The organism is Acidobacterium sp. S8 (genome assembly GCF_009765985.1).
In the GTDB taxonomy this organism is placed as follows: Bacteria; Acidobacteriota; Terriglobia; order Terriglobales; family Acidobacteriaceae; genus Alloacidobacterium.
Genome location: NZ_LMUM01000037.1, coordinates 609,698 through 632,342 on the forward strand (window position 1 = coordinate 609,698; position 22,645 = coordinate 632,342).

Consider the following 22,645-nt stretch of genomic DNA (forward strand, 5'->3'; position numbering starts at 1 on the left):
GGAGAATTCCATGTCGTCGTATACGATCCCCGCGGTGAAAGCGCCGTCACCGATTGCTGAAAAAGAAGTGCTGCTGGTGGCGAGCGGAGACCTGCGCCAATCGGCGAATAAAGTTTGCTGGCCGGCCCAGGCCGCAATGGAGCAACAGCTGATCGAAGCCTTCAAACAGGAAGGTATCACCATAAGGCGAGCCCACCCTTATATAGAGGAGTTGGAGCATGGCTTCATCTACAACCAGCGCATGGGTATGGACGTATTTGCGACGATTGATCCCAATGCACCCGTCATTGTCGCGGAGGCCGTATGGCAATACAGTCACAATGTGGTGGCTGGATTGCAGAGCCATCGCGGCCCTATTCTTACCGTCGCCAATTGGTCGGGACAGTGGCCCGGCCTGGTTGGCATGCTGAATCTTAATGGCTGTCTGCATAAAGCCGGCGTAGCGTTCAGTACCCTCTGGAGCAAAAACTTCGATGACAAATTTTTCCGCGATGGGTTGCGGCAATGGTTAAAGCAGAAAAAAATCCAGCATGATTTGAGCCACGTGCGCGCTCTCGATATCGAAGATTTGCCAAAACCAGAGACGCAACTGGGAGTTGCGCTCGCGAAAACCCTTCAGGCCCGTAAGGCCATCTTCGGTGTCTTCGATGAAGGCTGTATGGGAATGTCGAACGCGATCGTTGAAGACTATCTGTTGAATTCGGCTGGGATATATAAGGAACGATTGAGCCAGTCGGCGCTGGTGGTTGCGATGCGGGATGTTTCCGACGCAGAGGCGCAAGCGATTCGGACGTGGCTCGATAAGGCGGGGATGACTTTCCGCACAGGAATGAATGAAGAGACCGAACTTACTGACCGTCAAATCCTCGAACAGTGCAAGATGTACATCGCCGCTTTGCGGATAGCCGACGCATTTGGATGCGATGCTATCGGCATTCAGTATCAGCAGGGATTAAAAGATTTAACGCCTGCCTCTGATCTAGTCGAAGGTTTGTTGAACAATGTCGAGCGTCCACCCGCTTTTGATCAAAACGGCAAGGAGCTATTCGCAGGAAAGGCGCTCCCTCATTTCAATGAGGTGGATGAGTGTGCCGGGTTGGATGCTCTGGTCACGAATCGAGTGTGGGACGCGATGGGATTTGATCCGGCAACGACACTCCATGACGTGCGCTGGGGCGAACACTATAAAGGAGAAGGGATCGACGATTTCGTTTGGCTCTTCCAGATATCGGGCGCGGCACCCGCATCGCACTTCAAAGGTGGATATAAACAGGCACTAAGCGAGCGGCAGCCGCCTATGTATTTCCGGTTGGGCGGCGGAACGCTGAAGGGAATATGCAAGCCGGGAACCATCGTTTGGAGCCGCGTGTTTGTGGAAGGCGGAAAGCTGCACGTGGACATGGGACTGGCGACCGTCGTCGAACTACCCGAGGCCGAGACGGAGCGTCGATGGCAGTCGGTGACTTCGCAATGGCCCATCATGCAAGCCGTTCTTCATGGTGTGAACCGCGATCAGTTCATGGCGCGACATCGCGCAAATCATATGAACGTAGCCTATGCGCCAAGTCTCGAAGATGCTAAAAAAGCTCTTGCTGCAAAGGCGGCCATGATGGCGGAGCTGGGACTTCAGGTGAACTTGTGCGGGATCTAGCAGGGAACTCCGATCTGTAAAAAGAAGATTCAATGGAGACGAAGATGAGCGTGGTACAAACCGCTGCGAGGCAATATTCCACGTTGATTGATGAGAACGCGATCGACGATGATCGCTATGCTCAATCCGGCGACGGAATCCACCCCAGATTCGTGATCCATGTCGGATCGGATCATAGGTGGAATTCCTGGTTGTCTACCTGTCCGTTATCCTCCAATAAAATTCATTTTCACTTCTTTCAACGGCTATAATCGCCACCATGAGGCAGGCAGAACGCATATTAAAGGTGCAGGAACTCTTCACAAAGCAGGAATTTGTGAACTTCGAGGAGCTGTGTAAAAGCTTCAATGCTTCAAAATCAAGCATCCGTCGTGACCTGATGGAACTGGAACGGAAGGGAGTGTTGAGGAGAGTGCATGGGGGCGCGATTTCGCTCCAGACCAGAGATGAGGTCATGGATTTCGGGCGTCTCTCGATCAGTTCTCACGATGAAAAAACGAGCATCGGGAAGGTTGCCGCCTCCCTCGTGGAGGACGGCCAGACGGTGATTATGGGCGGTGGTTCCACTGTCGCCGAAGTGGCCAAGAACCTGATCGGCAAATCCGTTCAGATCATCACCAACTCCATTCCGGTCGCGCAAATCTTCTGGGACAGCAAGCAGGTGGAGGTGACACTCACCGGAGGCTATCTTTTTCCAAGGCTCGGCGTGCAACTCGGACCTATTTGCGAGAGGATGCTAAACAGCGTTTCCGCAGACATCCTCATTATGGGAATTCGGGGTATCACAAGCGTGGGCATCAGCGATTCCAACAGTCTGATCGTGGAATCTCTTCGCACGATGATTAAAGCGGCCCGCAAGGTCATCATCGTAGCCGACCATTCAAAATTCGGTCGCGACGCAATGATTCACGTTGCGAGCCTGAGCGATGTAGACCAGATAGTAACGGACAGCAAAATCTCTCGCGAATTCCAGGAAATGCTGCGCGAGAACCAAGTGGAGTGTCTCATTGCATAATCTCTCTCCCGATTTCAACTGCTCCTGACCGTTACTTTCCCTGTAATGAATCTTTGAATTCAAAATAAATCATAAAAATTCTTGACTTCTTATAAGAGTTCTCCATATAAGGAGGCAATCTTATGGGAAAGTCACAGCATCGCTCCTGCTTCCGACACACTTATAAACTTCCTATTGCCATTCTGGTGGCCTTGGGCACCTTTCTTGCCTGCGGCAACACGGGATTCTCACAGACTTCGGCTTCTGATATGGGGTCGCTGGCCACTCTTACGCCGGATGTAAATTCACGCATGGTATCCCCTGAGAATCCCACCGGGCAAAAAGGCAAAGGCGCCATGGCAACACCGAATCCGGCCGATCCGGACCTCTCGTTTTCAATTGCAGCCTCAGATCTGGGAAAAGGCTGGAAAGTGAGACCGTTCATTAAGGTCGCCGCCCATAGTACGGTCACAATCATGGATGTGGACGGCCCGGGAACAATCGAACATATCTGGATGGCCTCCAGTGCTGATTTTCGAGGGGTGGGGCGCGCCAGCGTACTCCGATTTTACTGGGACAACGAGACTACGCCGTCGGTAGAAACTCCGATGACGGATTTCTTTGCCATCGGTCACGATTTGTTCGCGCCTGTGAATTCAGCGGCGGTTGTAGACGTACCGCAGGCTTCGATGAATTGCTATTGGCCGATGCCGTTTCGCAAGCATGCGCGTATCACTTTCACCAATGACGGGGACAAGGAACTTCCGCTTCTAACCTTCCAGATCGATTACAAAGAAGGGCCGATAGCCGCGAATGAAGGGTACTTCCATGCCCAGTGGCGAAGAGCCACGACAAGCCGCACCAATCCGTCTTACACGATTCTCGATAGCCTCAAAGGTGAAGGCCGATACGTCGGCACCTTCCTTTCATGGACACAATTGTCAGATGGATGGTTCGGAGAAGGCGAGGTAAAGTTCTTCATCGACGGAGACGCTGAGAATCCAACGATTGTGGGAACCGGAACGGAAGACTATTTTGGGGCCGACTGGGGTTTTCCCGCCATTTACTCAACGCCGTATGTCGGGAACGTTCTTGACTTCAAGGCGAAAAATAACGGGCTCGGTGTGCCGAAATGGAGTTTGTACCGCTGGCATATTGCAGACCCCATTGTTTTCCATAAGGATTTGAAGGTCACAATTCAGGCTTTGGGCTGGTGGCCAAATGGGAAGTACCAACCTCTGGCGGATGATGTTGCATCTGTCGCGTACTGGTACCAGAAGGAACCGCATACGCCGTTCCCCGCATTTCCGCCACTATCGGAGCGCTGGCCGCGTTGACAGATGGCGGCGTTCAACAAAGGTGCGCTCCTAAGACTGCTCTGTAGGAACAACAATCTGCTTGGCGTTTGCTGTAATATTCGGACTCAGCCAGCGGAAGAGCCAGGTCGCTGCAGCGGCACCAGCAAGCTGCGCAAAGATAAATCCGAATACGTCGTGAGGACGAATCCCCGCGAAAGTGTTCGTCAGCGATCGTGCAATTGTGACCGCTGGGTTCGCGAAGGAAGTCGAACCCGTAAACCAGTATGCTGCTGTGATGTATGCGCCTACCGCATAAGGAATACTCGATATCTGCGTTCGTGAGCAGCCCCAGATCACGGCTAACAGGCCGAACGTAGCAATGAATTCGCTGAATAACTGTGCTGGTCCACTTCGAATATGCGTGGACAGGGAGATGATTGGGAGCCCGAACATGCCGTGCGCAGCAAGGGCGCCGGTAACAGCTCCGATGCATTGCGCAAGGATGTAGGTAGGAACGGCTCGCCATGGCAGGCCATGTTGGGTAGCATCTGCGAGCGTAACTGCCGGGTTGAAATGCGCTCCCGAGATAGGTCCGAATGTGAGGATGAGCGCAACTAATGCAGCTCCAGTAGCGATTGTGTTTGCCAGTAATGCAATCGCGATATTTCCGTTTGACAGGCGCTCAGCCATGATGCCCGAACCCACGACGGCAGCCACGAGCATCCCTGTACCGATCGCTTCAGCCGTCGCACATTTCCACAAACTTGCTGTGAGCAACTTCTTTACCTCGTAGATTCCGAGTAGCGTTCTAATTAGGAGACCCGCAATGCATGTGGAGCATCGGTTACGCGGCGTTCCGGTTTCGGTGGCGATGGATGGAAGCAACTGATTTCTAGATCACTGAAATGTGCGTCTATGGAGTCGAGATTTCGCTCAACGATTTTCTGAACTAGTTCCGCTTTTCCCAAAACGCGAAGATTCAGAAGCAGATTATGTTTCAGGGAGGGTGACGCGTCGAGCGTCCCTTCGACAGCTGGTTCTTCTCCGTTCGCACAAATAGCTGCTTTCACAAATCCGGCGGCCGATTGAATAATCGCTTTTAAATGAACGATTATGATGCCTGAGGCAGTGAAATCGGAATCCAAACGATCCAGAAACGGGCCCAAAACAACAGCCGGCGAGGCAGCTTCTGTCAATTCAATGTCGACATGAAGGTTCAGCCACGCTAACGCTGCTTCGGCGCGAGCATACTCCTCATAATCGATGTCAAGAACTCTACTTCCGGCGGAAAGATTGCCGGAAAGGACCTCATCAAGCCACGCGGCCACGCCCTGTCCGGTTTTCGCACTTATTTGCCGCACAGAACGGCCCGGAATCTCCGGATAATCCTGACTCAGATCGGACTTCGTGAAGCAGAGGATGTCGGCTTCCTGTAGCTGCTTATGAAACAAAAATTTCATGTTAGCTTCGCCATCCTCGCGAAGCAGTTCTCTGGCACGCGCAGGATCCACCAAAACGGTAAAGGGGGCGAGCCGGTAGGTTTCGGTGTATTCGCGCAAAGGCAGCAGCGTAGTGGCCGAAATATCGGTACAGCTTCCTACCGGTTCCGCAAAGATCACATCCGGGGAATGCTGGCGCAGAGCATCGATCTCATGAATAAGGTCTGAGAACCTGCAGCAGAAACAACCACCCGTTACTTCTCCGTGGTTCAGGCCATGCAGTGCAGACAGTTCGGTATCGACCAGCGCGTCGCCCTGATCGTTCAGGATCAAAGCGCTTCGTAAGCCACGTTTTTCCAATTCCTGCGCGGCGGACAGCAAGAGAGTTGTCTTTCCAGCACCAAGAAATCCACCGACGACAACAATCCAGGGCTTTGACACCGAGGCGTGCTGATTCATGCGTGCATCTCTAGCTGAAGGTCGTTACCTTCGGTTATGACAAGTTGTTCATTAAGCTGAAAGGTAGTTCTACCGTCCCGCTGGCTGGCGGAATGTTTGTAGGTTTTGCCATTGCTGCGAGCGGCTACGGCGGTACCAGTCCCAGAGATTTCGCAGGATCGGCAGGGAAGTTTTCCAGCGAGTACACGAAGAGTAAAGCGTGTGCCACCTCCTGCAATCGGCTGATAAGAGAATGTTCCCCAGCCTGTGCCAGTTGACCAGAAACAATCGAACTCTTTGTGAGGAATTCTTGGCACTGCGATGATAGATGATTGACGTCCATCGAACTGAAAACCACTCAGCGCGACTACGCTGGTCCATGAAGCCATTGCGCGAGCATAGTGATGGCCGCATTCTGCTTCATCCCAGGGGTTGCGTTTTTCGCCATCATAGCGCGCGCGAATATTGTGGATGCACTCGACTCCCTGATTCGGCATATCGGAGTAGATCATCAGCGCGGCCGTGCAATGTTCAAAGCCCGTCATTACCTCGGCAAAATAAGGAAACGGTATACGTGGTCGAGGGGCGGTTCCATAATCGCTGATGACCAACGCAGCTTCATCGTTCAGGGCAAACGTTCGCTGGACAGTATCGTGATCTACAAGAGAACGTTTGTAGTTGTATTTGTAGATTGACTGCAGTGTAGTCGAGATGTTTTTTTGCGATACAAGAAGTCCGAGGCCCATGACATGAGCCAGATACTGGCCGACAAGCTGATCGATGAGACAGCCCTCGCCTACCTGATATTCAGGGCGTTCGGGATCGAAACCATCTGAGCCAATCTGGAGAACCGGATTGATTTCATCTTTTCTATAGGGCTGAATTTTTTGGATGTAGAATTCGCCGTTAAACAGGTTCGCGTCGATCCACTCGCTGCCGGTCTCAAAAAGATCGCGATATTCTTTGGCCGAGGAAGTATCCCCCACAGCCTGCGCCATCTCTTCGCATGCGCGCAACGCGCCCAGATAATAAATGCTGCACATGGGATTCGGGCCAAAGAATGCCACATCATAAGTATTGTTTTGTACGCCGTCTAGGACGCCTCTTTTGTGGGGGTCCCATCCTCCTGAAACCCAGCTGAAAGCGATTGCTTTCTTGACCCGGGGCCACATCGCCTGCATCCATGCATCGTCTCCCGAGAGTTTCCAGTCCAGGTAAGCATGCATGATCTGACCCATGTGTCCGTCGGTGGCAACAATATCGTCGCGCGTTTCTCCGTCAGGGAGAACCTGGCGCGCTCGAATGGCTCCCTCATCGCCTTCGGAAAAGCCGAAAGCCGCCTTCCGCAGGGAACGGGCCAGCGATGGAAAGAGAAACGCAGTTGCAGTCTCGTAGTTCCAGACATGTGTGCAATTTCCATAACAGCAACCGATCGTGTCATCGCTGCCTTCAAATCCGTGAAACTCGCCGTCCGCAGTGCGAAAGCAGGTGGTGGATGCCAGAGTAGAAAGATTCGCGCTGGCAGCCTCTTTGATAACGGCTGGCAATGTGCTCTTTCTGAAAGCCTCCGCGAAAGCCCGTGTGCGATTTTCGAGCCGTTCCATATTTTTAGCTGTGAAGAGCGCGGACTCCCATGCATCGTGAAAGCGAGTCGCATAAAAATTGCCGATAACGGTTTTTTCTTTCCCCGACGGAGCAGTCCATCCACACCATGCCGGTGTGCGATTGGGGAAATGCCACGCCAGCAGGAAAGTAAATTGCGCGGATTGGCCGGGTGCGATTGTTCGGTGCTGACAGAGAGCGCCCACAGAGCCATATGGATCAGACTCCGCTCCAAGTTGTCCCTCAGCAGAAAATGCATCCCAGAAAAGCAACGGAGAGTTCCACCATCTGCCCTTAGGCCATCCACGCCAATGCGTTATGGTCAGGTCTCTTTCCGGTACGGCTGCGAGTACGAAGGACCCGTACATCGGGTCGCTGCTATCCAGACCGGGATTGCTCATTTTCAATCCTGCAAGTTCGCCTGCGGTCAGATATTCGTTCACCCGTTTCTGTTCATTTTCCTTATTGGCGTTGCTGATTACGGGATTGTCGATTGAAAATACAATGCCAACCTTGGCAGGACGAGAGCCGGGATTGGTCACACGATAGCGCAGAATCGCTACGGGCAACCCTGAGTCATCGGGGTCATGAGGAATGAAGGGTGAGAACGCATCGAGCTCAACGTGAACTGGCAGCTGCGAATCTTCAAAGTCAATGTGCGCGAGAGGATATTCACCAGTGAATGTCGCCCCCTGCAGCCGGCTCAAACCTGGCGAGTTCTTTGAGCCTAATCCATCCTGACCTTCATATGGAGGAAGAATGCGTGCCTCGAGAACGCGTGCGACAGGCTTTTCATTGCCTGATTGAACCCAGATCGCTGGAAATGCATATGAAGGTGAAGCTCCTGTCGCGGGCCGGTTAAATATCTCCCAATCCCGAAGCTGTCCCCGTCCGCCGAGTCCAAGACTTCCCGCTCCCACACCACCCAGCGGAAACGAGATCATCTTCAATCCGTTGCCGCGAAATATCCGGGGATAAGAAATGTCTGCTGCTGTTCCGCCGTTGAGAGCATCAATGGCGGAAACGCTTTGGGTGGACGTGGCTTCTGTTGTTTGGGCAAAGGATGACCAAGGACCAATCTGTGTGGCGGCTCCCACAGCTCCGGCGGCTTGCTTCAGGAACTGCCGGCGTGGCAGCGTACTCTTAAGGCTCATAATTGCTCCATCTGGGCTCTGGTGTACAACCTTAATATTGCTGCAAAGTGAATGTGAATTATTGTGGTGCGGAGTTAAATCGCCCCAATTTCGTCCAGCTCATCTTCTCGGAAATTCATTCAAATTGCCATTTAAAGGGTTCTCAATTTCGCTTTCCTGAGACGGATGCTCGAAAGCCGTCCGCTCTCGAGCGTATGTTTTTGCCATCAACCTGAGGCGATAGGTTCAATAAATATCACAATCGTTCTTAATATTTCAATTAATACCTTGACAGTTTCATCTTGTTTCTTCTAATTCTTATCTGGTTCAAAATTCGCCGTCGATTTCTTTCGATAGCGTGGCCTCGAGCCAATAGAAAAAGAAAAGAAGTTTCTTGTGAGGACTACATGCGCAGAAATCTTACGAAACTGCTTACAGTTACGCTTGCCGTTATTGCGATCGCGTTTCTCAGTACCAGCCCTTCTTTAGAAGCCCAGACCGCGACAGGAACAATCGTCGGAACAGTTCGGGACTCGACAGGGAACGTGGTGCCTGGCGCAGAAGTCCATCTTCTGAACAAGGCAACAAACCAATCGGCCACAACCACCTCAAATAATCTTGGCTATTATTCGTTTCCAATTCTGAAACCCGCTATGTATCAACTTTCGGTAAAAGCTGCGGGGTTCAAAGAATTCATTCAAGATAATGTTCAGCTTGATGTGGCGATGACCTTGACGGTAGACCTGGCCGTTGAAGTGGGCGCCGTGACCGAGTCGGTAGTCGTTACTGGTGCCCCGCCCGTACTGGAAACGCAGACATCCTCTCTTGGCGAGGTGATTGGGAATAAATCAGTAGTCGATCTGCCCTTGAATGGACGCAACTCTTATGGCTTTGCCTCGCTGGTGCCCGGAGTGATCGCGCCGTCCGGTTTTTCCCAGGCTGCCTTCGATGAATATAACGATCAGTTCATTTCTATCAACGGTTCGCGCCCGAACCAAAATACCTTTCTTCTGGATGGCGGCATCAATTCTGAACCGGCCTTCACAGGCCCCGGTTACTTCCCAATCGTTGACCTTGTTGAGGAATATAAGGTGCAGACCAACAACCTTGGTGCTGAGTTCTCGAATACAGGCGGGGGCGCTTTTAATGTAATCACGAAGTCCGGCACCAATCAATTTCATGGGTCGGCATGGGAATTTTTCCGTACCACTGGCTTGGCCGCAAACGATTTCTTCTCGAATCGCGCGGGCTTAGCGCGAGCGAAATTTCAATTCAATCAGTTTGGCGCCACGCTTGGTGGCCCCATACGTAAAGATAAGACCTTCTTTTTCATAGCTTATGAGGGAATTCGCTGGATTCAGGCAGGCTCCGCTGTCGGAACTTTGCCGACCGCAGCGCAACGCACGGGAGATTTCTCCAGCACCTATAACAGCCAGGGTCAGGTAATCCCAATTTATAACCCATATTCAACCGTCCCTGACCCTGCCAATCCCGGTCAGTATATAAGGACGCAGTATCCAGGAAACAAAATACCTTCGGGTCAGATTGATCCAGTCGCCGCCGCTTTATTGGCCTATCTGCCGTTGCCCAACCAGCCAGGCGACTCGGTCACGGGAGCAAACAATTACTACACAAATTACAGCTCACCGATTCATGAGAACTCTTTTTCACTGCGTATTGACCACGCTTTTACCCCGACACAAAAGCTTTTTGGACGCTACTCGATTAACGATACAAGTCAGACGCGGCCTAATCTTTACGGAAGTTCATCGCCAAATTATGTGATCAGCAATCCCACTGCAGGAAATGATTTTCTTCGGCAACAGCAAATTACGGTCGACTATACCAATGCGTTTACTCCAAATGCTGTACTCGATCTGAACAGCAGCTACGTTCGGTACTACATCGGACGCAGAATTCCGGGATATGATGTCAGTCCCACCGTTGTCGGCCTGCCATCTTACTTCGACACATTGGCGCAGTCATACACGCCATGTTTTCCCAGTGTTGGTGTCAGCGGCTTAGGACTGAATCTATCATTGGGAAATATCGGTGGCGGCCTCATGGGCGGCGGTTGCTATACCCTCGGAGATGTTTATCCCGATTTGCATGAGTACGGTGGCCTCACGCTGGTCCACGGCTCCCACACATTCAAAATGGGAGGAAATTTTGGAATTCAGTGGCTCGCTACACCACGTTATGAACCAGCCGGTCCATCCTTCAATTTCAGTCCAAACTTCACACAGGGGCCGAATCCGATTACTTCGGCTGGATCCGGCGTCGGTCTGGCATCCATGCTCGCGGGAACAGGCTCAGGCAATACAAGTAGCGGCGGTCCTAACCAATACCTTTCCAGCAAATACTACGGGGCATATTTTCAGGATGATTGGCGTCTGAATCCGAAACTGACGCTGAACCTTGGCATTCGATACGACTACAGTGCTCCCTGGGTGGAGCGGTTTAATCGATTCACCGACTGGAACTCCACCGCCGTATCTCCGCTGCAGGTATCCACCCTTCCTCAATTGACCGGCGGCCTGGAATTCCCCGGCACTAATGGGCTCTCCCGTTATGAATTCAATCCATTCCGCAAAGAAGTGCAGCCCAGATTAGGCTTCGCCTATGCTGCTACAGATCGCATAGCGATCCGCGGCGGCTATGGAATCTTCTTTGCCCCGCTTGGTGGAGCTGGATTCAATGGTAACTCTGTACCGAATACGGGTTATTTAGCTTCAACGAATTGGGTGGGTACGCTCGATAACGTTACACCGCTGAATACATTGTCCAATCCGTTCCCGCAGGGCTTTATATTACCGACGAACAGTACACTCGGTCTCGCAACTCAGCTTGGTCAGTCGGTTGTAGGTATGCAACGGAATCGTCCGGTTTCTTACGCCCAGCAGTGGAATCTGGATGTGCAGACGAACGTAGGTGCAAATTTCGTGCTGGATATCGCGTACGCTGGCGGCAGAGGCGTTCACCTTTATGGCGACTTTAACCCAAATCAGATGCCTGACCAGTATCTGGCTATGGGAGATGATTTGAATACGCAAGTCCAGAATCCCTTTTATGGACAGATTACAAGCGGTTCTCTCAGCAGTCCGACTGTTGCTAGAAGCCAACTTCTAAGGCCATATCCGCAATTCAGTAGCGTTACCTTAGGCAACAGTTCTTTTTTCGGAGCGTCAGACTACAACGCATTGCAGGTGAAGGTTGAAAGAAGGTTTGCTGACGGCTTCAGCCTCTCGGGCTCTTATACGTTTTCAAAACTGATGGACAATTTACCATCATCAGAAACAGGATTTCCCGGTGGCGCATTTTCCGGAGGGGGAACGCAGGACTGGTACAATCTGCGTGCCGAGTGGTCCGTTGCCGAGTTCAACACGCCTCATGTTCTTACCGTCAATGGTATCTATGAGCTTCCTTTTGGCAAGGGTAAGCGATTCCTGAACAACAGTAACGTTGCCAACTACATTGTCGGCGGCTGGCAGTTGAACGGAATTACATCGCTGATCAGCGGAACTCCGCTGGGAGTTTATACAGCAACGAACACACTGTATAACTATGGCGGATCGCAACGAGCTAATTGGGACGGGACTTCTCCCGCAAAAGGCGGGAAGGTCTCCGACAAGCTCGATAACTATTTCAACGTCAGCGCCTTCAGTCAGCCAGCTCCGTTTACCTATGGCAACTCGCCTCGCCTGTTTAGCGGACTCCTGTCTCCAGGCACTGTTTCAACTGATCTGTCAGGAATCAAAAAAATTCCTATCTATGAAAATCTTTCAGGTGAATTTCGCGCAGAGGCATTCAATATCTTCAACCATCCAGTGTTTGGTCCTCCCGACACCACGTTGGGGGACGGAACTACAGGAATCGTCAACAGCCAGGTAAACCTTCCCAGACAGATACAGCTGGCGCTCAAGCTGATCTGGTAACGCACTCCGCGGCGGGTTAGTTAACGCATGCTAACCCGCTTTCTTTTCTGGAATTCTCTTGCAGACTACCAATTTTGCTTTTCTGAAAAAGCATTCTTAATATTAGAGCGCTTCGGGATCGATCGCCTGCTTGTACAGTGTGGGAGCGTTCTCCGGAGTTACCATCGTCGACTTCATCGTGTAAGTTTTGTCTGGCGTAAAGCCAGGCTCATGGAGAATACGCAGCGAAATTTCTATCGCTTTATCTACACAAAGTGGATAAATGAAGGTCGCTTGCAGAATGCCATCCATCACTTTCTTAATTCCACCGGATGGACCGCCTAGACCGTCGACGCCGACAAACGTAATACCTTTATCGCGGCCCAACTCTCTTGCAGCAAGATAGCCACCTATTGCCATAGGGTCATTGTGTCCATAGACCACATCGACCTGCGGTTCGACGCGCAATACTTCAGTCATTCGGTCTTTCGCTTCAGACTGATTCCAATTTGCCACCGGATCTGCCACAATTTTAATTTCCGGATAAGACTTGAATATCTCACACGCCCCGCTGTCTCTATGTATCTCGCCTTCGACGCCGAGCAATCCTCTAAGGGCAACGATGTTCCCCTTAGGCGTCCCATACCGATGAGTAAGGCTTTTAACAATGAAATCTCCCGCCATTCTGCCGATCTCTTCGTTGTCCGCGCGAATGTAGGTCGTATAGTTTGGCTGCATAATATCGCGTTCCAGACAGATGACGGGGATCTTCGCATCCATGGCATCGCCCATGACTGCCGTCAGGGCGGCGCGTTCATTGGGCGCAACGATAAGTATGTCTGGCCTTTGCCTAATAAATGTTTCTACCTGCGCAATCTGCCTATTGTTATCCTGCTGCGCGTCTGCAACGACAAGTGCCATGTCAGAATGCTGCGCAACCAGACGTTGCATAAGCGATCTTTGGGCGGCACGATACGGCTCGGCGTTGTTGGCGTTACTGAACGCGACGACACGTTTGCCCTTCAGCTTCGCTGTACGACATCCGCTGATCAACAAAGAGGAGACGAAGGCCGTAGTAAACTCTCTACGATTCATCACTAGGCAGCTTTTCCTTCTCTCTGCACCACTACGGCAAGCACAATGATGATGGCCTTGATCATCATTTCGACATTGCTGTCTACATTGTTCAGGCGCAGCATATTTGTCAGCACACCCATGATCAATGTGCCAAGAACTGTTCCCAGGATTGATCCTTTGCCCCCTGAAAGACGCGTACCCCCGATGACAACTGCGGCGATCGCGTCCAACTCATACGCCGTGCCGGCATTTGGGTTTCCCTGATGATTGGCTGCGGCATACAGGACGCCGGCATACCCAGTGAGCAGCCCAGAAAGGGCATAAACCCATATCTTCACCGACTGAATCGGCAACCCAGTGTAATGAGCCGCCTTCTCGTTGTCTCCGATCGCACGTACATATCTACCAAAAACCGTTCGCGTGAGAAGGATGCCAAAGATTCCGGCCAACACTGCATAGGAACCAATGACCAGTGTCTTTGTGCGAAAGATGGCGGCGAATCGGGATGCAGCATCCGTACCGAAGCCGAGGTCGATGTTCTCGTTATTGCTTCCCCACTTTGCCAGGCCACGCACACCGATCATCGAAGCAAGTGTCACGATGAATGGCTGCACTCGAAGCTTCGCAATTGCCAGTCCATTCAGTGCGCCTAAAGCTGTCGTCAATGCGATTGCGGTCCCAATAGCAAGAAACAGATGCAGAGCGAATGACGTGCCAACCCAATAACGTGTCAGGCACATCGCAGTTGCCGCACTCGAAAAGGCGAGTAGACTGCCGACGCTGAGATCGATGCCGGCAGTCAGAATGACGAAAGTCATTGACAGCGAGATAATTCCAATCAGCGAAATCTGTCGCAAAACGTCGGTCAGGTTTCCTAGTTGGAAAAAGATATTTGAACCGCTGAAAGTGACGGGACTGGTGATACCCGCTAATGCCACGATTCCCAGCAGGGCGAGAAAACTCCGTGCCTCAAAACTGGACCGCGGGCCGAATGGATTCATCCTCTGGACCAGGGATTTTATCTCTGGCACGTATCTTGCTCCTGGAAGCGCTGCACGTTGATGGAAGCCTCTTTCGGCACTCAGTATACCTGTTTCGGTGCAAATTGATTTATATAGTTTTATATTGATTCACCGTTGCTCATCGCGCGCCGTTCTTGATACCGTGGAGATCACTTAGCGATGACTGATCTATTAAACGTCGAAGGTGTCAGCAAGCATTACGGGGGCATCTACGCACTGAAAAATGCCTGTTTTTCTCTGCGAGCCGGAGAAGTTCATGCCTTGATGGGGGAGAATGGCGCGGGAAAAAGCACCCTTGCCCGGGTGGTTGCCGGCGCGACGCGCGCGAACACGGCAACTATAAAGATAGAAGGCCAGCCCGTGGCCATTCGAACGCCGCTCGACGCGCAAACGCTCGGCATCGGCATCATCTATCAAGAGCTGGATCTCTTTCAGCACCAAACCATCGCCGAGAATATGGTGGTTAGGAATACGCGCTTTCGTGAAGACGCCTTTACCAGCAAAAGCAGGATGAAGGTGTTCTGCCTTCCTTATCTGCGGCAGGTCGGGCTGGATCACCTGGATACCGGGCGCATGGTTTCTTCTCTATCGATCGGAGAAATGCAGCTTCTTGCAATTGCCCGAGCGCTCAGCATGGAAGCCCGCATTATTCTGATGGATGAACCGACAAGCTCGCTGATGGACGATGCAGTCGAGCGGCTCTTTGCTCTGATCGAAAAGCTCAAAGCAAGTGGCGTTGCGATTGTCTATGTCTCTCACAAGATGGATGAGATCTTTCGTATCTGTGATCGCATCACTGTGCTGCGCGATGGGGTAACGATCGACACGCGAGAGATCGCCGAAACAAACGTTCAGGAAGTCATTGAGATGATGGTTGGCCGCAAGGTCGACCCGAGTGCACGGTCGCATCGTCATCTTTCCGATTCGGTATTGATGTCTGTCTCGGGCCTGACAACGAAAAAACTAAAAGGAATCTCCTTTGATCTGTACCGTGGTGAGGTTTTAGGAATAGCCGGTTTAGTTGGAGCGGGCAGAAGCGAGCTGGGCGCAGCTCTATTCGGGCTTGATCGCCTTTCGGCTGGAACAGTGGAGCTGGACGGCAGAGCGTTCCATCCGCGTTCGGCGACGGATGCGATGCGTCGCGGGATGGGACTGGTTCCTGAAGACCGCAAGCTCGAAGGGCTCATGATGCAGATGAGCATCCTCGAGAACGGTACGATGGCGGTTCTACCGCGTATGCAGAGCCTGGGATTTATCGATAAGAAGCTGGAAGAGCGGGAGATGCAATCGATCCATACGCGACTCGCGCTAAAGTTCACCTCTTTGACCGATCCGGTTGCGAGCCTGAGTGGAGGAAATCAGCAGAAGACCTTGCTTGCGCGATGGCTACTGTTGAATCCCGATGTGCTCTTTTTGGATGATCCTGCGCGTGGCATCGATGTTGCTGCGAAGCAGGATATTTATCGCATGATCGATGAGCTGGCTGCACGCGGTAAGGGGGTGCTGTTGGTAAGTTCCGAGTTGCCTGAACTCCTGCGCTGCTGCGACCGCATTCTCGTGCTGAATAACGGAAGGCTCACGGCCACGCTGCCGGCAGCGACAACACAGGAGTGTATTATGACCGCCGCCACGCAAAGATAGACATAATCGCCCAGGCGCGCCCACAGTAGTCGTGGCAAGAGCGACGAGTGAACTGCACCTTTATGTTGCTTCGACTTTTATTCGAAGGGATTCTGCAATATCGAGGGCAAAGCGCACCGCACCTATCAATTGTGCATCCGGTCCCAACATGCTGAGCACCACTTGGGGCGGTCTCCGCATGTTCAACTGCTCCAGCATGATACGAGTGGCATGGCAGAGTGCTGGATGCGAGCCTACTCCACCTCCCAGTACAAAAAGCGGACAATTCAGCACCAGGAACATGTTGTGGATGACAAGTGACAGCATGTGCGCGGATTGCTGGAGAAGGGCCTTTGCCAGAGGATCGCCTTCCAGCGCGTGATCAAATATCTGTGTTGCATTCAGATCCCTGGCGAGAGGGGTATTTTGCGCGCTCCACAGATTCTGCCACTGCACTTTAATGCCGTTGCCCCCGATCATGCTCTCGAGAGATCCAGGTTTGCCAGGTTCACGTGGAGTATCTGGTGTTCCAGGCACTCGCATGTAGCCGATTTCGCCAGCAGCCCAATTGTTCCCGCGAAAAGGACGACCATTCAGCACAATACCGGATCCAAGGCCGGTACCAATGGCCAGAAATACAAAATCCTGCACATCTCTTGCCGCGCCTGCCCAGTTTTCCCCGATGGCGGCGAGGTTTACATCGTTGTCTACTGCTGACGGTACATTGAGCGCATCTTCAAGCAGAGCACGCAGAGGAACATCGCGCCAGCCCAGGAGATAAGAAGTTGCAATGACGATGCCTTCGCTGACGTCAGTAATTCCGGGCGCGCCAGCGGCAATAGACTTAAGCGCATGGCGTGGTGCAGAGACCTCTTGAAGTAGCTGCTCCACGCCATCGCAAACGAGACGCATGACAGCATCTAGGCTGTTGAATCCGGCGACGGAGGATGACTGCTTTGCCACAATCATGCCGTTCAGATCGGCGAGTGCGAGGCGCAGATTTGTTCCTCCAATATCCACGCCGACGACATAGCCAGTATCCGTCGTTGATAAGGTCTTTTGGTTCACAGTGAGTATGCCGCCGTTCTGTTGCTGGTTCATTCTTAAACGCTATCCCTGATCGTTAGAGGTGTTCTGATCGTAGCTCTTTTGTTGTCTCAGCTATTGCGCAATCGCATTGGGTACGGAACTAATGCTTTCCAGTTCACGGCCCTTGGTTTCGGGAACGACAAAGCGTACGAAGAGCAACGTTATGATGCAAAAGATTCCATAGATGATGAAGGTCCAGCTGTTCCCCGCGGCTTTGATGAGAGACAGAAAGGTAAGCGAGACGAGAAAGTTGGATGCGCCGGAACCAATTGATGCCGCAGCCACGCCGCGGCCACGCACTCGCAGAGGAAAGACCTCGGAAACAAGAATCCACGCGATGGGCCCCATGCTGAATGCAAAGCACGTAATGTAGATCATGAGACAGATGGTGGCTACAACCCCCGGCGCCGCTCCGAATGCTGCTTGATTATGGAATGAATATGCCAGCAGGAAGAGCGAAACAGTCATACCTCCGACTCCGACGTAAAGCAACGGTTTGCGCCCTACTCGGTCCACCAGCACCAGCGCAATGATAGTTGCCAGCACATTGGTGACCGCAACTAGCAGAGTGGCAAAGATGGCATTCTTATCCGAGGCGATGCCAGCGCGCGAAAAAATCTGCGGTCCGTAATAAATGATGGTGTTGATGCCGGTGACCTGCTGCAGGACCGTGAAGCCGACAGCGATCACGAGAGACTTGCGAACTGTGGGACTCCATAGCACGCTCCAGCGGCGTTCCATCTTTATCTGCAAAGCGAAGCGGATATCTTCGAGAAGGAGTGCCGCGCCGGCTTCATCGGTGTAGGCGCGCAGTACGGACTGTGCCTCAGCGATTCGATTCTGTGCAAAGAGCCATCGGGGGCTTTCGGGAAGAGTGAGAATAAGCACGACGAACAGAGCGGCAGGAACGGCTCCGATGCCAAACATCCATCGCCATGCATGTTGCCCGGCCAGCCAGTAACCTGCCAGATCCGCGAAGGCAATACCTAACGTAAGCGCGAATTGATATAGCCCGATGAGCATGCCTCGGGATGCCGGCGGCGCCAGTTCGGATACATAAACGGGTGCGGTGACAGAGGTGAAGCCGATAGCGATTCCTAATAGCCCACGGGCCACGATCAATGTGGCAACATTCGGCGATAGGGGAGCAAGAAGTGAGCCGACGAGAAAGATACAACCGCCCCATAACAATGTGGCGCGCCTACCGATACGATCCGCGATACTGCCGCCAGCAAGCGCTCCAGACATTGCGCCGACGAGCACCACGCTCACAACTAACTCTTCCATTTGCGTGGAAAGCGCAAAGGATTCGCGCACGAAAATCAGCGCGGCCGCGATGATCCCCATATCGAATCCGTAGAGAATGCCACCAAGCCCTGCGATGAGGGACACTCTCCCAATAAAGCCTCGTCTAACGTGTGTTTGTGGAACAGTTTCCGAATCGGACAAGTTCCCTCTCAGTCGGCAAAAATTCTCATGCTCATTGTTCCATCACTCCATATTGAAACCGCGGCGGCAGACGGCATCCTGACTTCTCTACCATGCCAAGTGTGAGTGCCTGCGGCACCAGCAGGGAAGTGATGCCTTCCCAAGGCTCGGGGACCGTAGTGATGCGGACAGGAAATAACTGGCTGGTCGCTTTGTGATCCTCAGTAGAAACGAGGACGACCTTTCCGCCACGGCGATTACACTCTTCAGCGAGTTTGACTCCGAGCCCGGCAACTCTTCCTAGAGCGAAGATGATCGCTACATGTGAAGCATCCACATCCAGGTTCGGGCCATGACGGAAACCCGCGCCCGTATGCGCCGCGGCGCGGTGGCCGCTCATTTCGCGGATACAGAGCGCGCTCATGATAGCCCCGCCGTACGCTGCGCCACGGCCGATGATCTCTATGTTGGCTGCACCCCTGCAAAAAGCCTCAATCTCACCGCGCAAAGCGAAGACCGGATCAAGATTAGCCGTGAAAGCCTCCGCCGCACGATCAGCTTCTTCCTGCCAGGGGCGACCGAGTATTTCGGATGACAGAATAATGGCGGCGGCCGTGGCGTTCGTGTAAGTCTTCGTCGCGTTGCCATATTCAGGGCCAGCCATGATCGGAAGCTTATTTTCTGCCAGCTTCCAGCAGGTGCTTGCCAGATTATTGCAGATCAATCCGCGCGGCTCATCATCGCCTGCTTTGAATAGCTCTACCAGTTCTGCGCTCTCGCCAGAGGTAGTGAGAAGCACGGACAATGCCGCATCTGCCCATATTGGCCTAGCATAATGGAGCCATTCCCCGGCATCTTCCGAGAATGAAAGCCTCCCGTGTGTCTGCAAGAGAACAGATCCGCCAAAGGAAGAGCAATAGGACGCCCCCATACCGATGAAGAGGACGGGTCCCTTTCTCCTGGCGAGCTCGCTGAGCTTCTTCAGCTCTGCGCGAATCACCGGATCGCTGCGATAAGCCTGGAGCAGTTCGTGAAGTTTTTGAGGCTGTTCACGGCATTCAATTTCGAGGATCTGCGTTCCGCTGGCTTTGAGCAGTTCTTTCGGAGGCTCGATTCCGCCAATCCAGCGGGGCGCTTGCTGATTTGTTTCGCTCATTCTGTCTGAGCCGTGGAGGGGCTCTACTTCCTAATGTTTATTTACTATCATCCAGAAGTATGTCGGAGCAAGAGCTTGTTTACACAGAAAAGGCTTTGGAGAACGATGATCTGCTGCGGCAATCTTAGGTGACTGTGTGAGCGTGGCTAGCTTATAGTAACCGTGAGACTGCTGCTGTTTCCAAGTATTCAGTGAAGAAAAAAAACATTCCAATTGGCAGGCCCTCCGTACTGCGCCACACTAATGCACAGAGCATTCTGAAGCTGCTGCGCGAGTGCGGCTCCTGTTCCAGGGCCGACCTCGTGCGTGCGTCCGGGCTCAGCGCACCGACAGTCACAAACGTAGTAAAAGACTTGCTGTCAAATAACCTTATCGAACACTTGGGGGAAGGTGAGTCCAGCGGTGGACGGCCGCCGGATATGATCCGTTTCAAGGCGGAACGGGGATGTCTGTTAGCTTTGGAAATTTCTGCGGAGAATATTTCCTTTCTCCTCACCGATCTGAACGGAAGCGAACTCGCTACACACAAATTCTCACTCGCAAAACGCCGGACTACGCCGGAGGCCATCTGCGCTTACATCGCGGAAGAGTTGAGAGTTCTTTTCCGAAAACAGAAAAAAACCAAGGAACAACTACTGGCTGTGGTGGTCGGTGTGCCGGCGATCACGAACGTCGAGGCCGGCAATATACTCTCGATCAGCACGTTGGAGGGCTGGCGTTCCGTGCCTTTGCGCGCGATGCTCACAAAGATCACGAATTGTCTGGTTATCGTGGAAAATGACGTGAACCTTGCTGCACAGGGCGAACAATATTGCGGTGCCGCGCAGCAAGAAAAAGATTTTGTCCTCATCAATATTGGGACCAATGTCGGCGCGGGTATTTTCCTCGGCGGCAAAATTCATCATGGCTCTCAATGGTCTGCCGGAGAGATTGCTTATCTTCGACTTCCTTCGATCTCGCGAAGACAACCCACCATTCATGAGTTTGGAGAACTCGAAACGGTTCTTACCAGCTCAGGAATTCTGAAGAGTTGGTATGAGCGGAACGGAAAAGTGCTGCATGGCACGAAACCGAATGATAGAAAAATGGATGCGGTTGGAGTCCTGAATCTGGCGAAAGCCGGAGACGACCGGGCGGAGAAAATCATCCGCCAGCGAGCAGAAATCATCGCCGACATCGTCATCAATCTCTCTCTCATTCTGAATCCGGGCCTCATTCTTCTGAGTGGAGAGGTTGGAGAGCACCCAGTATTAATTGACTTTGTACGTCACCAATTAGATGGTAGCGAGTTTGCAGTGACAAAAATCGGGTCGGGAACACCGGGCAATCGCGCCGTACTATGGGGCGCAATTTCATTAGCGTTAGAAACGCTTCCTTCTGTTCTGCTTCCTCAGCCCGAAATGTAGGCTGAACGATGGCATTAAGTCTATTACCGGATCTCGGCCCGCGGCAGCGTTGACAGTCTATTTTTGGTGTGGTCCACTTGCAAGCATACAGGCTTTCTTAACGAACCTTAGAAACACTATGTTGATTACTTTTTCCGAGAACCGTCGTAATCGGTGTTTGCCGAGTGGAGACATGGAATGAGTAGGTTTTTTACTTTTATCCTGGTATCGCTTATATCGCTAACTCTGCATGGTCAGCAGTCTCATCCCATCCTGGCACTCGGCTCTCCCGCGCCTGACTTTGCTCTTCCCGGTGTGGACGGGAAGATTCATAAGCTAAGTGACTATGCCGCCAGCCCTATTCTGGTTGTGGTTTTTACGTGTAATCATTGCCCCATCGCTCAGATGTATGAACATCGCATTGAGCAACTATACGAGGACTATGGGAAGCGCGGTGTGGCTGTTGTCGCGATTCAAGGTAACGACCCTAAAGCTCTCACGATCGAAGAGCTAGACTCGTCCGACATGAGTGACACGCTCGACGAGATGAAGGTCCGCGTGCAGTATAAGCATCTGCCCTATCCCTATCTATATGACGGCGCGACCCAAACAGTCACACGCGCCTATGGTCCGCAGGCCACACCCCATGTCTTTATTTTCGACAAAGACCGTCGCCTTCGTTATGAAGGTCGCATGGACAACAGCTACCGGATCGAAATGGTCAAAACGCAGGATGCGCGCAACGCCATCGACGCGCTTTTGGCCAACAAGCAAGTCTCTGTAACGCACACAAATGTTTTCGGTTGCTCAACAAAGTGGCAGGAGAAAGAAGCCAATCGTGAGGCGTCGGAGCATAAGTTGGAAGCTCAGCCGGTCAACGTAGAGCTTGTCGATGCAGCCGGACTGAAGAAGCTGCGCGCTAACGCCAGTGGTCATGTGACGCTCATCAGCTTCTGGGCAACATGGTGCGGCTCCTGTGTGGCGGAATTCTCCGATCTCCAAGACACGTTTCGCATGTATAGCGATCGCGACTTCGACCTGGTAACGGTTTCTGCGAACATGCCTGATGAGAAGGCGGGAGTGCTGCGATTTCTGGAGAAGAAACACGCTACCAGCCGAAATCTGTTGTTTGCTTCCGATGACACTGCAACTCTGCAGGCAGCGTTCGATCCAAAGTGGCAGTCGGCCGTTCCCTATACGGTACTGCTCGGTGCGGATGGCAAAGTTCTATACAGCACGCTCGGCTCGGTAGATCTGCTGGAATTACGCAGGAAGATTCTTGCTGCCGTTCCTTCTGAGTACATCGGCTTCAATAAATACTGGACAACTAACTGATTGCCTCAGCATATTGTGACAAGAATGGGTCGACTCTCAACGCGGGTCGGCCTTTTTTTCGTCG

Annotated in this window: 15 protein-coding genes; 7 read left to right on the forward strand and 8 right to left on the reverse strand. The window is 52.4% G+C overall.

Going from position 1 to position 22,645, the window contains the following annotated elements:
- Window positions 1-10 precede the first annotated feature (10 nt).
- The 3 genes from GSQ86_RS21330 (at window position 11) to GSQ86_RS21340 (ending at window position 3,982) form a co-directional block, all read left to right on the forward strand.
- Window positions 11-1,651, forward strand: a complete 1,641-nt coding sequence (locus tag GSQ86_RS21330; protein ID WP_158752173.1) for a fucose isomerase — start codon at window positions 11-13, stop codon at window positions 1,649-1,651.
- Between the two features lie 259 nt (window positions 1,652-1,910).
- Complete coding sequence (locus GSQ86_RS21335; protein WP_158752174.1) at window positions 1,911-2,666, forward strand: DeoR/GlpR family DNA-binding transcription regulator; 756 nt, start codon at window positions 1,911-1,913, stop codon at window positions 2,664-2,666.
- 122 nt (window positions 2,667-2,788) lie between these two features.
- On the forward strand, window positions 2,789-3,982 hold the full coding sequence (locus GSQ86_RS21340) for a glycoside hydrolase family 172 protein (protein ID WP_216841245.1): 1,194 nt from the start codon (window positions 2,789-2,791) through the stop codon (window positions 3,980-3,982).
- Window positions 3,983-4,012: 30 nt separating this feature from the next.
- Here GSQ86_RS21340 and GSQ86_RS21345 read toward each other — a convergent pair whose 3' ends face one another.
- From GSQ86_RS21345 to GSQ86_RS21355, 3 genes are read right to left on the reverse strand one after another with little or no spacing between them, the layout of a single operon-like run.
- Complete coding sequence (locus tag GSQ86_RS21345; RefSeq protein WP_254062536.1) at window positions 4,013-4,720, reverse strand: MIP/aquaporin family protein; 708 nt, start codon at window positions 4,718-4,720, stop codon at window positions 4,013-4,015.
- Window positions 4,721-4,755: 35 nt separating this feature from the next.
- Entirely contained in the window at window positions 4,756-5,841 is a 1,086-nt protein-coding gene (locus GSQ86_RS21350) for a GTP-binding protein (RefSeq protein ID WP_158752175.1), read from the reverse strand.
- A complete protein-coding gene (locus tag GSQ86_RS21355) occupies window positions 5,838-8,576 on the reverse strand; it encodes a GH116 family glycosyl-hydrolase (RefSeq protein ID WP_158752176.1) in 2,739 nt (912 codons plus the stop codon). Before GSQ86_RS21355 ends, GSQ86_RS21350 begins: the two co-directional genes overlap by 4 nt.
- Before the next feature lie 386 nt (window positions 8,577-8,962).
- Between GSQ86_RS21355 and GSQ86_RS21360 the strand changes: the two genes are divergently transcribed.
- A complete protein-coding gene (locus GSQ86_RS21360; protein ID WP_158752177.1) occupies window positions 8,963-12,490 on the forward strand; it encodes a TonB-dependent receptor in 3,528 nt (1,175 codons plus the stop codon).
- Between the two features lie 102 nt (window positions 12,491-12,592).
- On the opposite strand, the gene GSQ86_RS21365 is transcribed toward GSQ86_RS21360, so the two are convergent.
- The gene (locus tag GSQ86_RS21365) at window positions 12,593-13,564 is read right to left on the reverse strand and encodes a substrate-binding domain-containing protein (RefSeq protein ID WP_158752178.1); all 972 of its coding nucleotides are present in this window, start codon (window positions 13,562-13,564) and stop codon (window positions 12,593-12,595) included.
- Between the two features lie 2 nt (window positions 13,565-13,566).
- A complete protein-coding gene (locus GSQ86_RS21370) occupies window positions 13,567-14,577 on the reverse strand; it encodes an ABC transporter permease (RefSeq protein WP_158752179.1) in 1,011 nt (336 codons plus the stop codon).
- 150 nt (window positions 14,578-14,727) lie between these two features.
- On the opposite strand from GSQ86_RS21370, the gene GSQ86_RS21375 reads away from it, so the two are divergent.
- Window positions 14,728-16,209: a sugar ABC transporter ATP-binding protein gene (locus GSQ86_RS21375; protein WP_158752180.1), complete on the forward strand. Its 1,482-nt coding sequence runs from the start codon at window positions 14,728-14,730 to the stop codon at window positions 16,207-16,209.
- A 60-nt stretch (window positions 16,210-16,269) separates the two neighbouring features.
- Here GSQ86_RS21375 and GSQ86_RS21380 read toward each other — a convergent pair whose 3' ends face one another.
- From GSQ86_RS21380 to GSQ86_RS21390, 3 genes are read right to left on the reverse strand one after another with little or no spacing between them, the layout of a single operon-like run.
- Window positions 16,270-17,289, reverse strand: a complete 1,020-nt coding sequence (locus tag GSQ86_RS21380) for an ROK family protein (protein WP_158752181.1) — start codon at window positions 17,287-17,289, stop codon at window positions 16,270-16,272.
- Between the two features lie 60 nt (window positions 17,290-17,349).
- On the reverse strand, window positions 17,350-18,726 hold the full coding sequence (locus GSQ86_RS21385; RefSeq protein WP_158752182.1) for a sugar porter family MFS transporter: 1,377 nt from the start codon (window positions 18,724-18,726) through the stop codon (window positions 17,350-17,352).
- Window positions 18,727-18,757: 31 nt separating this feature from the next.
- On the reverse strand, window positions 18,758-19,861 hold the full coding sequence (locus tag GSQ86_RS21390) for an SIS domain-containing protein (RefSeq protein WP_158752183.1): 1,104 nt from the start codon (window positions 19,859-19,861) through the stop codon (window positions 18,758-18,760).
- 191 nt (window positions 19,862-20,052) lie between these two features.
- Here GSQ86_RS21390 and GSQ86_RS21395 point away from each other — a divergent pair, with 191 nt between their 5' ends.
- Both GSQ86_RS21395 and GSQ86_RS21400 read left to right on the forward strand, forming a co-directional pair.
- Complete coding sequence (locus GSQ86_RS21395) at window positions 20,053-21,267, forward strand: ROK family transcriptional regulator (protein WP_158752184.1); 1,215 nt, start codon at window positions 20,053-20,055, stop codon at window positions 21,265-21,267.
- Between the two features lie 177 nt (window positions 21,268-21,444).
- Entirely contained in the window at window positions 21,445-22,581 is a 1,137-nt protein-coding gene (locus GSQ86_RS21400) for a redoxin family protein (protein ID WP_158752185.1), read from the forward strand.
- Window positions 22,582-22,645: the final 64 nt, after the last annotated feature.